This window comes from Ruegeria sp. CDSB086 (assembly GCF_059611065.1).
On sequence record NZ_JBXWOV010000005.1, the window covers coordinates 350650 to 367553 of the forward strand.

The 16904-nt window shown below is 58.2% G+C and carries 13 protein-coding genes; 4 read left to right on the plus strand and 9 right to left on the minus strand.

The features are described from left to right. Positions 1 to 7: 7 nt before the first annotated feature. The gene (locus tag AC2FIO_RS12755; protein ID WP_496698055.1) at positions 8 to 769 is read right to left on the minus strand and encodes an SDR family NAD(P)-dependent oxidoreductase; all 762 of its coding nucleotides are present in this window, start codon (positions 767 to 769) and stop codon (positions 8 to 10) included. 208 nt (positions 770 to 977) lie between these two features. Here AC2FIO_RS12755 and AC2FIO_RS12760 point away from each other — a divergent pair, with 208 nt between their 5' ends. Genes AC2FIO_RS12760 through AC2FIO_RS12775 form a run of 4 tightly spaced genes read left to right on the plus strand, consistent with a single transcriptional unit; the run spans position 978 to position 6037 of the window. Then, positions 978 to 2822 carry a feruloyl-CoA synthase gene (locus AC2FIO_RS12760; RefSeq protein ID WP_496698057.1) on the plus strand — a complete coding sequence of 615 codons (1845 nt, stop codon included), beginning with the start codon at positions 978 to 980 and terminating at the stop codon, positions 2820 to 2822. Further along, a complete protein-coding gene (locus AC2FIO_RS12765) occupies positions 2819 to 4447 on the plus strand; it encodes an acyl-CoA dehydrogenase family protein (RefSeq protein ID WP_496698059.1) in 1629 nt (542 codons plus the stop codon). The genes AC2FIO_RS12760 and AC2FIO_RS12765 overlap by 4 nt, the downstream gene beginning before the upstream one ends. Before the next feature lie 16 nt (positions 4448 to 4463). After that, positions 4464 to 4877: a Zn-ribbon domain-containing OB-fold protein gene (locus AC2FIO_RS12770; RefSeq protein ID WP_496698061.1), complete on the plus strand. Its 414-nt coding sequence runs from the start codon at positions 4464 to 4466 to the stop codon at positions 4875 to 4877. Between the two features lie 11 nt (positions 4878 to 4888). After that, positions 4889 to 6037, plus strand: a complete 1149-nt coding sequence (locus AC2FIO_RS12775) for an acetyl-CoA acetyltransferase (protein WP_108859576.1) — start codon at positions 4889 to 4891, stop codon at positions 6035 to 6037. A gap of 208 nt (positions 6038 to 6245) precedes the next feature. Here AC2FIO_RS12775 and AC2FIO_RS12780 read toward each other — a convergent pair whose 3' ends face one another. From AC2FIO_RS12780 to AC2FIO_RS12815, 8 genes are all read right to left on the minus strand, one after another. Next, positions 6246 to 7415, minus strand: a complete 1170-nt coding sequence (locus tag AC2FIO_RS12780) for an amidohydrolase family protein (protein WP_496698063.1) — start codon at positions 7413 to 7415, stop codon at positions 6246 to 6248. Between the two features lie 285 nt (positions 7416 to 7700). Then, positions 7701 to 7850 (minus strand): hypothetical protein, encoded by a 150-nt coding sequence (locus AC2FIO_RS12785; protein ID WP_282119293.1) that lies wholly within the window; start codon positions 7848 to 7850, stop codon positions 7701 to 7703. A 70-nt stretch (positions 7851 to 7920) separates the two neighbouring features. Next, on the minus strand, positions 7921 to 8280 hold the full coding sequence (locus tag AC2FIO_RS12790; RefSeq protein ID WP_496698065.1) for an LLM class flavin-dependent oxidoreductase: 360 nt from the start codon (positions 8278 to 8280) through the stop codon (positions 7921 to 7923). 254 nt (positions 8281 to 8534) lie between these two features. Next, positions 8535 to 10304, minus strand: a complete 1770-nt coding sequence (locus AC2FIO_RS12795) for an acyl-CoA dehydrogenase family protein (protein WP_496698067.1) — start codon at positions 10302 to 10304, stop codon at positions 8535 to 8537. Between the two features lie 12 nt (positions 10305 to 10316). Then, positions 10317 to 12614 carry a 3-hydroxyacyl-CoA dehydrogenase/enoyl-CoA hydratase family protein gene (locus AC2FIO_RS12800; protein WP_496698069.1) on the minus strand — a complete coding sequence of 766 codons (2298 nt, stop codon included), beginning with the start codon at positions 12612 to 12614 and terminating at the stop codon, positions 10317 to 10319. Continuing rightward, positions 12615 to 13796 (minus strand): acetyl-CoA C-acyltransferase, encoded by a 1182-nt coding sequence (locus AC2FIO_RS12805; protein ID WP_496698071.1) that lies wholly within the window; start codon positions 13794 to 13796, stop codon positions 12615 to 12617. A gap of 23 nt (positions 13797 to 13819) precedes the next feature. After that, complete coding sequence (locus AC2FIO_RS12810; RefSeq protein WP_496698073.1) at positions 13820 to 15469, minus strand: long-chain-fatty-acid--CoA ligase; 1650 nt, start codon at positions 15467 to 15469, stop codon at positions 13820 to 13822. Positions 15470 to 15507: 38 nt separating this feature from the next. Next, positions 15508 to 16896, minus strand: coding sequence for an amidase family protein (locus AC2FIO_RS12815; protein WP_496698075.1), 1389 nt, complete (start codon positions 16894 to 16896; stop codon positions 15508 to 15510). Between the last annotated feature and the right edge of the window lie 8 nt (positions 16897 to 16904).

A 16904-nucleotide genomic window follows, 5' to 3' on the forward strand; every position in this document is an offset into this window, starting at 1 on the left:
CAAAGCCTTACTTGGGTTCCAGACGGATCGCGCCGTCCAGACGCACGCATTCACCGTTCAGCATGGTGTTTTTGATCATGTGCCCTGCCAAGCGCGCAAACTCAGCCGGCCGTCCAAGACGCGACGGGAAGGGAACCTTGGCCCCCAGACTGTCCTGAATCTCTTGCGGCAGCAAATCCATCATCGGAGTCGAGAAGATACCCGGTGCAATCGCCATGACCCGAACGCCCGAGCGCGCAAATTCCCGCGCCGCAGGCAAGGTCAAGCTGGCGACCCCACCTTTCGAGGCAGAATAGGCCGCTTGTCCGATCTGCCCCTCAAAAGCCGCCGCCGACGCGGTGTTGATGATAATCCCCCGCTCGTTATCCTCAAGCGGTTCATTTTGCATGATCCGCTCAGCCGCCAGGCGCATGACATTAAAGGTGCCGATCAGGTTGATCTGGACCGTTCTGGCGAACCCGTCCAGCGCCGCCGGGCCGTTGCGCCCTACGATCCGTTCGCCATGTGTGACGCCGGCGCAATTGACGACAACACGGGGTAAACCATTGGCCGCAATTGCCGTGTCCAGCGCCGCAGAAACCTGGGCTTCATTGGTGACGTCGCAAGGCGCGGCAATTGCCCCCAGTCGCATTACGGCCTCGTCCAGCTTGTCGCCGGGCAAGTCGAACAGGGTCACTTTCGCCCCGCATGATGCAAGATACTCGGCCGTCGCAAACCCCAACCCCGAGGCACCGCCAGTCACGATTGCGGATGCGTTTTCGATTTTCATTACATGTCTCCCTGTGCGCCCCGAACGCCATGACGCAACGAAATCAGGCTTCGGTCTTGCGCGATTTCCTAATGCGTCATACCCGTTGAATTGGTATTTAGTGAACGATCAATATTACATTTGCATACTAACAATTTTTTGGATAGCCTGATTTTCAAAATATGCATCATGTCGCGCCCAGTGCGACCCGATGACAGGGAGAGGAAAAATGAGCATTTCAGCCCGGCAAAAAGAACACGACTTGGGGCATCTCAAAAAATTCGCCCCTTCACAGGTGTTACGAGAAGATCTGGGCGATGGCGCTTTTGTTTTACGCAGCCCCTACCTGCTGGATATGGACGTAAAATGTGTTTCCGAATATTTGGAACGCTGGGCCGAAGAAGCACCTGATCGCCTTTTTCTGGCAGAACGTGGGCCAGACGGTGAATGGATCAGCGTCACCTATTCCGAGGCTTTGGCGCAAACCCGCTCACTGGCTGCGTTTCTTCTGAGCATGGGGCTGGCTCAAGACCGCCCACTTTTGATTCTGTCAGGCAATTCGGTCCGGCACGGTCTGCTGATGCTGGCTGCTATGCATGTGGGCATTCCGGTGGTGCCGGTTTCTGTTCCTTACTCTCTGGTCGACGAGTCGCTGGCCAAACTGCGCCATATCGTCAGGACCACAAATCCCGGTATGGCCTATGCCGATGATGCCAAGGGCTTTGCCCATGCTTTTGAGTTTCTCGCCTCGGAAGGCATCGAACAGCTGTCGGACAATGGCGCACTGACCTTTGAGCACGCCCTAGAAGCCACAGCTGGCGAACCGGTTGCCCAAGCGCGTGCCACGATTGACCATGACACGCCGGCCAAGATCCTGTTCACTTCTGGCTCAACCGGGTTGCCCAAGGGTGTGATCGTTACGCAGCGCATGATGTTGGCCACTCAAGAAGCCGTGGTGCAGATTTGGCCGTTTCTGGAAAGCGCCCCACCTGTCGTGGTTGATTGGCTGCCCTGGAACCATACATTCGGCGGCAATTTCAACTTCAACATGATGCTGCGCAACGGCGGCAGCTTCTATGTCGATGATGGCAAGCCCGTGCCGGGTGAAATCGAAAAGACAATTCGCAACGTACGCGACGTATCACCCACTCTGTTCTTCAACGTCCCACGCGGCTTTGACATGCTTTTGCCGGTCCTGCGCGAGGACGCAGCCTTTCGCAGCGCCTTTTTCAAGCGGCTTGATCTGATCTTTTACTCTGGTGCGGGGCTACCCGACCATCTTTGGGAAGGTCTGGAACAATTGGGCGTGCAGGAACGTGGCGAGAAAATCCCGTTTGTAAGCGCCTGGGGCCTGACTGAGGCGATGATGGCCACCTGTGTGCACTTCCCCATCGACAAGGCTGGCGTCATCGGGGTCCCGGGTCCGGGATCCGAGCTGAAGTTTCTGCCCAATGGTGGCAAGCTGGAAATGCGGGTCCGCGGACCGCATGTGACAACAGGTTATCTGAACAACGCCGAAAAAACCGCCGAGGCGTTTGATGACGAAGGGTACTTCCTGACTGGCGACGCGGGACGTTTGCAAGATCCAGATGACCCGTCGAAGGGCATCGTATTCGATGGCCGCATCTCTGAGAACTTCAAACTGATGACCGGCACTTGGGTCGCCGTCGGCAACTTACGTGTTGCGTTACTGCAGGCGCTTAGCCCGATTGCCTCGGATGCGGTCATTACCGGCCATAACCGGACCGAAATTGGTGCGCTTCTGTTCCTAAACATAGATGAATGCAAAACCCTGGCCGGACGGGGCGACACATTGGCAGGTTACGCTGATGATCCGACTGTGCGCGCCTTCATTGCCGAACGTTTGGCTGCATACAATGCCGACCAAACCGGCAGCGCCACACGCGTGAAACGCGTTCGCATCGAACACGACGCCCCGTCGGTTGAAAAGAATGAAGTCACGGATAAAGGCTATATAAATCAACGCTTTGCGCTAGAACTTCGGGCCGACGCGGTCACTGGATTGTATGAAGGGTCCGAGGATGTGATCGTATCAGGAAAGGCTACCACATGATCGACTACACCGCCTCTGAAGCCGAGATTGCATTCGTCCTCAAGCATATCGGTCGGCCCGAGCGGCTGCCCGGTTGGAGCGACGATCTGGCCGAGGCTGTAATCCCAGCCTTAGGCCGCTTCATCAACACCGAAATTGCCCCTTTGGACATGATCGGCGAGGCACACGGCACGCGTCTGGAAAATGGCCGTGTACGGATGCCACCGGGCATGGTTGCCGCCTATAAGCGCTATGCCGATGCCGGTTGGCCGGGCTTGTGCGCACCTGAAGAATATGGCGGGCAGGAATTGCCACACATTCTGGGTGCGGTTCTGGCGGACATGCTGGCTGGCGCGTGTATTTCCTATGAGATGGTGCTGAGTCTGGCGCAAGGCTGCATTCGAACTCTGAATGCCTCAGGCAATGACGATCAAAAGGCGCGACTGCTGCCGTCGCTGGTGTCCGGCGAATGGATGGCATCGATGTGCCTGACCGAGCCGGATGCGGGGTCAGATCTGGGTCGGATCAAAACGACCGCTACGCCGGATGGTGATAGCTATGTGCTCAGCGGTACCAAAATCTTCATCTCGGGCGGTGATCACGACTATACCGACAACGTATTGCATCTGGTGCTCGCGCGCACTCCGGACACGGCACCGGGGGTCAGGGGTCTCAGCCTGTTCGCCTGCCCTGCCGTGTTACCCGATGGGACACGTAACCGGGTTCAGACCGTACGGATCGAAGAAAAGATGGGGATGCATGCCTCACCCACCTGTCAGATGGCGTTCGACGGCGCAAAGGCCGAATTGTTGGGCCAGTTAGGCCAGGGGCTGGCCGCCATGTTCACTATGATGAATGCCGAGCGTCTGGATGTGGCCCTGCAGGCCGTGGGCCAAATGGACGTGGCTTTTCAGCGGTCGCGTTTGCATGCCGCAGGTCGGCGCCAGGGCACAACATCAGAAGGCTCGGCGCTGATCATCAAACACGGTGACGTTCAGCGGATGTTGCTGGATATCTACGCCTACACGCTGGGATGCCGAGCGATGGTCTATCGCACTTTTGTGGATATGGATTTGGGCATTGATCAGGGGTTGCTGGATATCCTTACTCCGACCTGCAAGGCATTCGCGACCGACGCAGTCAACGCGGCCTCAAGCCAGGCAGTGCAAATCCACGGCGGCTATGGATTCTGCAAGGAATACCGCGTTGAACAGATCATGCGCGACAGCCGCATCATGGCGATTTACGAAGGCACCAACGGCGTTCTGGCGACCGGAGTTGCCCGCCGCGCGATCCGCGCAAATGGCGGTGCGGCGGCGCAGGCTTTTGCCGATTTGGCCTCAACGGGCCCCAGCTCGGTCGAGCTGGCCGATGCGATCGACGCCTGGAAATCCGCAACCCAAGCCATGCAAAGCTATATGGATATCGGTCCGTCGGTCTCGGACTATATGCGGCTGACCGGGCTGGTATATTTTGGTCGCGTCTGGGCGGATCTCGAGGCCGCCTCGGACAACGCCCCGGAACCCGAATTGTTGCGCGCCACTGCGGCCCATGTCCGGGCGCGCATCCTGCCCGAAGCCGGTTTGCTGCAGCACCGCATCCTTAATCCAGAACCCACGCATTCTGCGGCGATCTTTGCCGCGTGAACATCAAGGACGACACATGACTGACTTTACTCTTCCCGAAGCCAGCCCACAGGCCGACGCGGCATTCCGATCCGGTCTGGCCGCTGGAAAATTTCTGATCCAGCGCTCAAAAACTACCGGTGAATACAACTTCTACCCACGCGCTCTGTCCCCTAGTACCGGAGCAGACGATCTGGAGTGGGTCGAAGCCTCGGGCCGCGGCACTGTCTTTGCCTCGACCATCATCCGGCGTCCGGCAAAATACGGTGGTGACATCAACAACGTACTAATTGATTTAGACGAAGGTCCTCGCATGTTCAGCCGCCTGTTGGACGTGGACAACGAAGCGATCAACATCGGTATGAAAGTGCAGGCCGTTGTCATGACCCCCGACTTCGGACCCAACGCAAAATCCGGCGAAGCCGCCGTGTTCTTCAAGCCCGCGGAATAAGGAATTCAATCATGGCACATGCACTTCGCGGCAAATCCGCAATCGTTGGCAAAGGCTATTGGGGCCTGGGCAAAACGCCAAACACCTCACCAATGGAACTGATTGCCAAAGCAACGCAGAACGCGCTGACCGATGCAGGCATGGACCTGTCCGAGATCGACGGCGTCTGTGGCGGCACCTTCTACCACTTCTTCCCCACCCTTTCGATCGCCGAGTATCTGGGCATCAAGCCAACCTGGGCGAACTCGGACATGGTGGGCGGATCGTCCTTCATGTCCTATCTGGTCGAAGCGACCATGGCGATTCAGGCGGGCTTGTGTAAGAACGTGCTGATCTGCTACGGCTCGAACGCGAAATCCGCGCGCGATCTCAACGGGTTGATCGAAACCCCGCAATGGGAACGCGCCTATGAACCAATGGTGCCGGTGCCGGGATATGCCTTCACCGCGCAACGCTATATGCACGAGTTCAACGTCCCCAAAGAGCATTTCGGGCATGTCGCCATCTCGGCCCGGAAATGGGCCCAGCTGAACCCCGATGCGACAATGCAGGATGACCTGACGATGGAGGAGTATCTGAACTCGCCCATGGTTGCCGATCCACTGGCCGTTCTGGATTGCTGCCTGATGTCGGATGGCGGTGCCGCGATAATCGTGACCTCAGCCGACCGCGCAAAGGATTATCAGGAAAAACCCGCCTATTTCCTGGGCGGCGGCAATGCCATTTCCCACCGTGAGATCAGTCAGGCGGCAACGCTGACCACAACCTGTGCCACCGAAAGTTCGAAACGTGCGTTCGAGATGGCCGGCGTCACTACCAAAGACGTTGACGTCGTCGAGCTTTATGACGCCTTCACGATTAACACGCTGCTGTTCCTCGAAGACATGGGCTTTGTGAAGAAAGGTGAGGCCGGGGCCTTTGTGGCCGATGGCAACATCGCGCCGGGCGGCTCGCTGCCGGTTAACACCAATGGCGGTGGGCTAAGCTGTGTTCACCCCGGCATGTACGGCCTGTTCTGCTTGATCGAGGCGGCTACCCAGATACGGGGCGACGGCGGCAATCGTCAGATCGATGATGTTAATATTGCGATTGCCCATGGCAACGGCGGCACGTTCTCGAACGAGTTCACGACCGTTCTGGGCAGCGAAGCGGCGCTTTAAACGATCAAGGGGGGGGGGCCAAATCCGCCCCCCCAAAACTTGTGATTTTGCCAAAACGATAAAACGCAACCTGCCGTAGACGTACCCTCGGCAAGGGGCATTTAGCGTCAGTAGCAGACAATCCAAGTTCGTACTGTTGGTAAAGCCCTAAGCCCGACCGCCAATCTGGCGGCCGGGCTTAGGCTTCAAACCTACGTTTCCCGTGCCTTTAAAGTACAGGTACGCGCGCTGCAGGAGGGGTCGAGCGCGACCGTCCGGTACGCATCTTACCATCGATCATAACAGCCCCAACTCCGGGGATGTTACCGACGGCCATGCCTTCCAAAACGTTCTTACCGTCCGATCCTTCAGGGCGGTCCATGAACACCAAATCGGCTGGGCGGCCTGGTGCGACGATCCCTTGTGCAAGATCCCGTCTCTTTGCCACGTTTCCGGTGCCACAGCACCACGCCTGTTCGGCAGGCAATCCGCCAATACTGGCCAGCAGAGTTGCCATTCGCAGCATTCCGTTCGGCTGTACGCCGGACCCCGCTGGGGCATCTGTTCCAATCAGAAAATCGGCAAGGCGACCTTCGGCCAGAGCGCCTTCCAGTGTCACAAGTACCGATTTCTCGTTGCCATTGTGTACCGCTTCAAGCGCTCCTTTCGCGTGACGGCAAAGCTCTCGGATTTCATCCTGAGAAATTGAGGTTGGTCCGCCATTGATATGACTGACTACGTCCGGTTGCGCCTCTAGCACATCTGCTGCTCGAACATCGTGAGAGCCCGCAATCGAAGGGCCGCCAGTATGCATAATGGTTTCTATTCCCAATTCCCGACACCAGCCGGTGACGCGGGCCGCGTCGGGACCTTTGGCAACTGTCCCAAGGCCGATCTCTCCAATATGCCGGATACCGGCCGCCTTTATTGCCGCATAGAAATCGCGATCAAAATCAAGTTCGGGCACTGGCGCTCCTGCCAAAACCTTGGCACCGGACGGGCGGAAATTTGAATAGCAACGTTGTGCCACCATCGCCAAAGCCTTGACGCCTTCGGCATCCTTGGGGCGACCAGGCAGATGTACTTCGCCGGCGGAAACAAAGCTTGTGACGCCGCCGTTAACATTCATTTCGATCCAGCCAATCTGGCTTTGGCGCGGGGTCCAATCGCCGAAAACCGGGTGGCAATGGCCATCAATCAGGCCCGGTGCGACCGCACAACCAGAGGCGTCAATGACGCGATCCGCGTCGCCGGCCTCAAGGCCCACAATCACTCCGTCTTCGATGAGAAGGCAATCACTGTCGGCAATAGGCGATTCCAGATCACCGGTCAGAAGCAGACCGATGTTACGGATTAGTGTGCGACCCTGTTCCGGTGTGTCTTTTGGTGCGTCAGCCATCTGATCCCCCATTTAGCGTGTGATTTCCGGTTCATATTTGGATCAAAAAAGCACGCCAAGAAATCGTTCGGCCGTCGTGCTTTCTTCATCCATTTTCATTAGTATACAAGCGATATTAGAACGCCTGTGTCAAGACCTTCTAACTGGCACTACGCCGGGATTGGCTACCCTTGAGCGGCTGATTGACCAGAGCCGACCAATCCTCGCCTGTTAGTAAGAAACCTGCATTCGGCAAGCCACCGACTAGTACCGCGGCTTGGGCGTTGTTGCCCCTATTGCCGCGGGTCAGGAAAACGCCGTGATGACTTTGGCGTAGTTGTTCATGATCTCAAGATCTTCATCCTGCGTGAAGTAACCGACGTGATGCCAGACGACGAATTCCTTGGTCCCGTGTTTCTCTTTCAACGCACCAACCTGATCGATCACCTGGTACACGGCGCCTTTCCAGACCCGCCACATCGGCACATAATATGGCGGGGCGTTAGGGGCGAAAATGAACAATTCCTCAAAAACGCGGTAGTGCTGCCCGGCCTGCGCTTCGGTCGATCCGATGGTAAGATTGGATTGTGATGATATAAAGATGCCACGCCAGTGTATTCAGCCAGCGCGGCGTGTTGTCCCAACCAAAACCACAGAACAGTCGGCCACCGGGCACGTGATCGATCGTTGCCAGATCCTCGGCCAGACGCATCGGGTGATGCGCCGTCAGCGCCATACCCACCTGCCCCACCATCGGGTTTTTGGTGTTTGCAGCGATGTGCATATTCCACAAAGGCGGATTGGTCGTGGTTTCGATCCCTTCCATCTGAAAATGATGCTCGGTCATGCAAAACCCGGCATACCCGTTTTCGTCGGCAAATCTCATCTACTCGGTTGTCCGTTCTAACAGCGTTTCATACCGATCCGGGTCCGAGCCGGGCAGAACGACATCTTCGCCCTTTGAATGCATATAAAGTTGTACAAGGTTGTGGGTTTTCAAGACTATACCTGCCTTTAGTGCCCGTTCCCGAAATTCTACTGCTGACCGCTCAACGGAGCTCGATTTGGGTCAAGAAACGCAAAAAGGGCGCCCTGTTTCCAGAACGCCCTTTAGCACCGCTGTCTGTGAAAAAGGAGGGGTTACAGACAGCGATCAGCCCGACATACAACGCTGGGTTCACCGGCCTGCATGATCAATTCGTTGCTGACAGCACGGGGCAATGCCCGCGCCATAAAGGCGCGCGCTGCATCCACCCGATCCGCATAGTACTCTGGCGATTGAGCGCCCGCTGCAGCCTTGGCCACCCGTGCAATCCGTGCAGACATCCAGGCCGATACACTGAGGGCTACAATTTCAAGATAGTCACAGGCCCCGGACAGCACGTCACCTTGCGCTGTGCCCAGCACCCAATCCGTCGAACGTCCAAGCCGGGATGCCGCATCGCGCAAGCTTTTCTCTAAGTCAGAGAGGTCGTTGCCCAATTTGCCCGCCTCGTCCAGCATATCGGCCACCAGACCCTTGATGACGGCACCATTGTCGCCGCGCACCTTGCGCATAACCAGATCGCGGGCCTGAACGGCATTGGTACCTTCGTAGATTTCGGTGATCCGCACATCACGCACCAACTGTTCGATGCCATAATCTTTGATGAAGCCATGCCCGCCATGCATCTGCACAGCCTCATTCGCCATTCGCGATCCCATGTCCGAAAGGTAGGACTTGATGACCGGCGTCAGTAGCGAAAGGCGCGCGTCTGCAACTTTGCGCTGCTCGGGCGTTGCGGCACGATGAACTTCATCCAACAGGCCCGCTCCGAAATAAGCCAGCGCACGGGCAGCGTCCATTTCGCCCTGGGCGGTCAGCAGGCGGCGGCGTACGTCCGCATGGGCAATCAGCGGATCCGCAGGACCGTTCGGGTTCAAAGGTTCCCCGTCTGCGCGACCCTGACGGCGTTCGTGGGCATATGCCGACGCGGTTTGTACAGCGGCCTCAGCTACGCCCAACCCTTGCAGGCCGACCGACAGGCGCGCGGCGTTCATCATTACGAACATTGCGGCCAGACCTTTACCCTCGTCGCCGACGATCCAGGCCTTGGTGTCCTCGAACGAAATGGCGCAGGTGGGTGAGCCGTGGATACCCATCTTGTTCTCGATCCCGGCAATGGTGATCGTGTTCTGCTCGTCCGTCGTGTTGTTATCTGTATCCAGCATGTATTTCGGCGCCAAAAACAGGGACAGTCCACGCGGTCCAGGCTCAGCGCCCTCGACCCGTGCGAGGATCAGATGGGCGACATTTTCCGACATGTCATGGTCGCCCCAGGTGATGAAGATCTTGTTGCCGGTGATGGCATAAGATCCGTCATCATTTCGAACGGCCTTGGTGCGGATCAGGCCCAGATCGGTGCCGCAATGCGGCTCGGTCAGGTTCATGGTCCCGGCCCAGTTGCCGGACGTCAGCTGAGGGCAGTAGACCGCCTTTTGTTCGTCCGAGCCATAGGCCATCAAAGCTTCGACAACGCCAAAGTTCAGTTCGTGGATCAGGGCAAAAGCCAGATTGGTTCCGGCCATCCCTTCACGCAGGGCAGCATGCAGGACGAAGGGCAGTTGTTGGCCGCCATATTCTTCTTCCAGCGCCAGCGCGTTCCAGCCGTCTTCGCAGAATACCTTGTAGGCATCGCCAAAACCGGGCGCGGCATAGACTTTACCATCTTCAAGCCGTGCGCCCGGGCTGTCGCCCGCCTCATTGCACGTTGCCAGATTGTCGCGCACAAAGCCGTTGATCGCGTCAACGACCGCAAAGAACGTATCTTTGTCGCAATGCTCATACCCAGGCAGTGCCAGCGTCTTGTCGAGGTCAAGAACCTCGTCCAACAGAAAAGTAATGTCCCGCTGCGGGAGTTGATAGTCCATACCTATGGTCCCTCAGTTTTTAAGCGGCTTGCCGGTCGTCATGGTGTGGCGCATCCGTTCGAGTGTCTTATCCTGTCGGATCAAGCGCATCATGCCTTCGGCTTCCAGCCTGTGCAGCGCTTCTTCATCCAGAACGCCGCCCTCACCCCCGGCCAGTACGTGCGCCGTTTCACACGCAATCTCGACCGTGTAGGGCGCGTCTGGCATAGCCTCGGCCAGTGCGGCCAGCTTTGGCTCCAACGCGGCGTTGATAGCTGCGGCATCCAGTGTGATCTCAGCCTTGGGCGCGGGTTTGTACCCGTCGACCAACGCCAGAGCCGCCACCTTGGCTTCGGCCAAAAGGCGGTCGCGGTTCATCACCACGCCATCGGTTTTCCGCAAGTAACCCGCATGCTGCGCCATAGGGGCAGAGCCGGCCATCAAAGCGACTGAAATCACGTCGAACGCAGCCTCGGCCCCTTGGACGGCATCACCAAGTTCCGCAGCCTTGAGCAGCAACAGCGCGGTTGTTCCGCCCCATGCGGGCAGCAGACCAACATTGGCCTCGACCAATCCGATATTGCTTTCCAAAGCGGCCATAACCCGATCCGAATGCATTAGGATTTCGCAGCCGCCGCCAAGGGCAAGCCCACAGGCGGCCGAGACAACCGGGAACGGCGCGTACTTGATCTTGCGCATCGTGGCCTGACCGATGGCCAATTGCTCTTCGACTAGAACCAATTCCCCCGCATCAGCACGATCCAGCGCTTTTTTCAGGTTTGCGCCCACCGAAAAGTGGTTGCCGTCCGACCCGATGACCATCGCTTTGAAATCTCGGGCCACGACGTCCAGTGCTTCGCTCACACCTGTCATCACCTGATCGTCCAAAGCCGCATTAGGTGCGGTGATCGTCAGCAGAGCGACACCATCACCCATATCGCGCAGCACAACAGCATCGGCCTGGAACACAGGAGCAACCGTCAGATCAGATGCAAAGATCACCCCGGGCCCACGCGGCACATCTGCCTGTTCGCCCGAAGGCAACAGCACCTTACGGTCACGGCCCTGACCTGAATAAATCCCGCCGCGTTCAGCGGCCAGCGCCAGCAAGGGCGGCACATCCTGACCCTCGGCCTTCAAGCGAGCCACAATCTTGTCCGCACCAATCTTGTCGATCAACTTGAATGGGCCCATGCGCCAATTGTATCCCAGCTCCATCGCTGCATCGATATCCGCCGGGTTGGCGGTAATCTCGGGCACGCAGTAAACTGCGTAAGACAAAGTCGGCCCCATTACAGCCCAGGCATAATCAGCCAACCGATCACCGGCCTGATCAATGAAGTCGACACCAAAGCTTTTGGCCAATTCCGGACCCTTAGCCTGCGCACGATACTCTAGCGTTGCCAGATCAACGGTTTCGGCGACTGGTTTGCCATTTTTGTCCTTGGATCTGCGATAGAAACCCGCACCAACCTTACGACCGGCCAAACCCTTGGCAGCCATCTGATCGAACAACTCCAGACCGTCGGTATGGAATTGCTGCGGATCATCAGCCTCAAGCAGATTGCGCATAGACAGGCGCGATTTGCCCATCAGGTCGATGCCGATCAGGTCCATCAACGCGAATACACCCGTTCCGGGCACGCCGAAGGGACGGGCCAGCTCTGTATCAGCCTCTTCGATAGTGATGCCACGCGCCACGGCCTCGCGGGCGGCGGCGTTCATCCACAGTCCGCCCAGACGATTAGCGATGAACCCGGGGCGGTCGTTACAGGGAACGACAGTTTTGCCGAGGCGTTCATCGCTGAACGCACGTGCACGTTCCGCAGCAACCGGATCTGTGTCCGGTCCGGTCACAAGTTCAATCAGGCGCATAAAGCGCGGCGGGTTGAAGAAATGCACAATGATGAACCGCTTGCGCAGGCTGTTATCCATCTGGCTGACCAAATCGGCCAACGGAATGGTCGAGGTGTTCGAGCTCAGTAGTGCATCGTCGCGAAGGAAAGGCGCAATTTTCGCATAGAGCGCGTGTTTGATGGTGAGGTCTTCCAGAACGACCTCGACCACCCAATCACAGGTCGAAAGCTGATCCAGATCATCATCCAGATTGCCCGCTGTCAGCCGGGCCGCATAGGCCGGGTCGGCCAGTTGCGGCGCGCGGCCCTTGGTCATGCGTGCAACGGCACCTTTGGCCAACATCGAGCGGTCTTCGGCATCCTTTGGGACGATGTCCAGCAAAACGACTTCGGCACCGGCATTGGCGAAATGGGCGGCAATGCCTGCCCCCATCACGCCCGAGCCGATGACAGCAACTTTGTTGATCGCAGTCATTTAGAGAACCTCGAACAGACCAGCAGCACCCATGCCGCCGCCGATGCACATAGTGGCAACGATGTACTTCGCGCCGCGTTTCTTGCCCTCGATCAGCGCGTGACCGACCATACGCGTGCCCGACATACCATAGGGGTGGCCCACGGAAATCGCGCCGCCATCGACGTTCAGGATCTCATTCGGGATGCCCAGCTTGTCACGGCAATACAGGGCTTGCGATGCAAAGGCCTCGTTCAATTCCCAAAGGCCGATATCGTCCATCTTGAGGCCATTACGTTCCAGCAATGTCGGCACTGCAAACACCGGGCCGATACCCATCTCATCGGGCTCACAACCCGCGACGACATAGCCCATGTAGCGACCCAACGGCTCGAGCCCGCGCTTTTCAGCCAGTTTCTCTTCCACCACGACCTGCGCCGAGCCACCGTCGGACAATTGCGAGGCGTTGCCAGCCGTGATCCATTTGTCCTCACCCATCACTGGGGTAAGACCCTGCAGGCTTTCCAGCGTGGTCGAAGGACGGTTGCACTCGTCCTGCGTCAGCGTGACCTCTTCATAGGTGATCTCGCCAGTTTCCTTGTTCTTGTTTGCCTTGGTGACCGTGATTGGCACGATCTCGTCATCAAACTTGCCCGCAGCCTGCGCCGCGGCGGTGCGCTGCTGCGATTGCAGGGCAAACGCATCCTGCGCTTCGCGGCTGATACCATAGCGTTCGGCCACAGTATCGGCGGTCTGGATCATCGGATCGTAGAACCCACGAATGTTCTGCGCGATCCAGTCCTCTTTCAGGCGATAGGTGTTATCGCGACCCATCACCAGCGAAATGCTTTCTACTCCGCCGCCAACGACAACGTCACAGCCGTCCACCATGACCCGAGAACAGGCGCGCGTCAGGGCCTCAAGACCGGACGAGCAGAACCGATTGATGGTCTGGCCCGATGCGGTCACGGGCAGACCGGCGCGCATGGCGACCTGACGACCCAGATTTCCGCCGTTTGCACCTTCGGGGACGGCATTGCCGATGATCACGTCCTCAATTTCAGACGGGTCAACACCGGCGCGTTTGACCGCCTCGGCGACGGCATGGCCACCATAAACGGCGGGGTGAGTGTCGTTGAAAGCACCACGAAAGGCTTTGCCAATTGCAGTACGGGCGGTCGAGACGATTACAGCAGAACGCATTAGATTGATCCTTGAAGGAAATTTTAAATGTCAGTGGGCAGCTTGTAGTCGGCGTATTGCTCACGCAGATGCAGCTTTGAAATTTTGCCGGTCGCGGTGTGCGGAAGCTCGGCGTGGAACACCACGTCGTCGGGCGTCCACCATTTGGCGATCTGGCCGTCATACAGCGCCAGAATGTCCTCGCGGCTGACATCCGATCCCTCACGCTTGACAGCAACGATCAACGGGCGTTCATCCCATTTACGGTGTTTGGCGGCGATACAGGCAGCCTCCAGAATATCCGGGTGGCTCATGGCGATGTTCTCCAGATCGATCGAGGAAATCCACTCGCCGCCCGATTTGACGACATCCTTGGTTCGGTCGGTCAGGCGCAGATAGCCTTTCGGGTCGATCGCCGCGACATCTCCGGTGATGAACCAACCGTCCTCGGTAAAGGCATCAGCACCGGCCCCGCCCCAATAGCTTTCAGCAACCCAGTGACCGCGAACCTGCAACATGCCAGAGGCGACGCCGTCATGCGGCAACAACTCACCTTCGTCATTAACGATGCGCATCTCGACCCCATAAAGCGCACGGCCCTGTTTGGTTTTCAGCGCAAGGCGGTCGTCGATTGGCAGTTTATCCTCGCCCCATTTGGGCACCGAAAGCGTCCCGACCGGGCTCAGCTCGGTCATGCCCCAGCCATGCACCACGTCGATCCCGTGGCCTTTTTCGATCTGCTCGATCAGAGACAGTGGCGCAGCGGAACCTCCCATCATAGCGCGTTTGACCGTTTTTAGCGTGGCGCCCTGCTGATCCAGATATTCGAACAAACCTAGCCAGACAGTCGGCACACCCGAGATCATCGTGACCTCTTCGTCGTCCATAAGTTCGCGCAGCGGGGCCGGATCCATGCCCGGTCCAGGCATAACCAGTTTGGTGCCGTTCATCAGGGCCGCATACGGAATACCCCAGGCACAGGCGTGGAACATCGGCACCACGGGCAAAGTGGCGTCACGCGAGCTGAGCGCCAGCCAGTCGCCGCCGGACACGCCCATGGCGTGCAGCACGGTCCCACGATGGGAATACAAAACGCCTTTGGGATTGCCAGTTGTACCAGATGTGTAACACAGCGCCATGGCCGCGCTCTCATCCAGTTCGGGCCAGTCATAAACCTCGGGCTTGCCAGCGATCAGAGATTCGTAGTCACTGACGGGAGTCTTCATTTGCGGCACCTGATCCGGGCCAGTCAGGCTGAACCAGGCCTGGACGCTGGGGCAGCGGGCCGAGACAGCATTGATCAGCGGCGCAAAAGTCGTGTCGAAGAACATATGCGTGTCTTCGGCGTCGTTGATAATGAACGCGATCTGATCGGGATGCAGGCGCGGATTGATCGTGTGGCAAATCGCACCGATGCAAGCCAATGCATAATAGAGTTCCAGATGCCGATTGTTGTTCCAGGCCAGCGTCGCGACGCGGTCACCCGGCCCCACACCCAGTTCGGTCAAAGCGTGGGCCAGTTGCTGGGTGCGTCGCCCCATATCCGCAAAGCTGTAGCGATCAATCGTCATGTCCGAGTTGCGCCAGACAATCTCCGCCTCGGGGTGCGCACGCATGCCATGACGGAAAATGCTAGTCACCGTCAGTGGCATCGTCATGATCTGACCGGGAATCGTCGTTTTTTCTGCGCTCATTTTTTGCCTCTTAATGTGTTTTTCTGCATCTGCGCCCGTCACAGAGGCGCAGGCGGCATTTCTCCGATGTCCAGTTCGATCCGCCACGACATTTGCAAAACGCCCAGATCGTCAAAGCGGCGTCCGACCAGTTGAATACCGATCGGCAACCCGTTGCGGTCTAGTCCGACCGGAATGCTGGATGCCGGTTGCTCAGTGAGGTTGAACAGGAAGGTATTGGCCCAGCTTTCGAACGGCTTATCGGGGTCAGACCCCGGCAGGTCGGCAGCAAAGGCGGTGTCCGGTGTCGATGGCAGCAGGACAAAATCATGGCCGTCAATCAGCGCCAACGCACGTTCGCGTAACGCCTGCGTGTGATCGAAGTTCCGCTGATGCTCAACAGCGGACAATGCGCGTGCATTGTTGGTCCAGTCGCGGATATAGGGCGTTTTCGCCTGTTCGGCCACGGGTTGGCGCATCAGTTCGGACAGGGTACGTATTTTGTAGAACGCCTCGGCGGGTCCCCAGTCCGCTCGACTGAACGGTGCGGTTTCAAGATAGGTGACCTGAACGCCCATATCCCGCAAAACCTGTGCCGTCCGTTCCAGCGCTGCCTCAACATCTTCCGCCACCGGTTCGCCCAAGCCCAGCTCGGGGATAACCAGTACCGACATGCCTTTGCGGTCGCCGCGCGTCAGGCGCGAGACATAGTTCACACCGTCCCGTGCCAAAGCCGCGAAATCGCGCGTATCCTTTCCGGTCAGAACATTCATATGCAGCGCGACGTCGCCAAAATTGCGGGCCAACGGCCCTGCCGTGATCGCCGGGCTGTTGCAGACGTAATAGGGCACTCGCCCCTGGCTGGGCTTCAGCCCGGCCAGGCCGCAATACGAGGCTGGCAGACGGATGGATCCCACGATGTCGGTGCCGATCGAAACCGGCTCGATCCCGGCGGCAACACTAGCCGACGCGCCCGAAGATGATGCGCCTGTCGTGCGCGATACATCCCATGGATTGCGGGTAACCCCGTGCTTTGAGCTCACTCCGCCTGCAAGAATGCCATAATCGCACATAGTATTTTTGCCCAGGATCACGGAACCGGCCTCGCGCATGCGTGCGACTGTGGGATGATCGGTTGTGCTGACCGATGCCTCACCTGCCGCCGAGCCGCGATAGGCGGGCATACCGATGCAATCCATTGCGTCCTTGACTGTTGTCGGCACGCCATCCAGCGGACCCATTGGTATGTTGTCGTGCCAACGTTTCTCGGACGCCCGGGCCGCTTCAAGCGCGCCCTCGGCATCCACGTGGTAAATCGCATTGATCCTAGGATTTACCGACTCAATACGGGCCAGCGCAGCCTGCGTGACCTCGACCGGAGACAGCTCTAGCCGGGCAAAGGCTTGCACCATGGCACGCGCCGAAAGTTGGGAATTTGGGGCGGTCATTCGGGGAC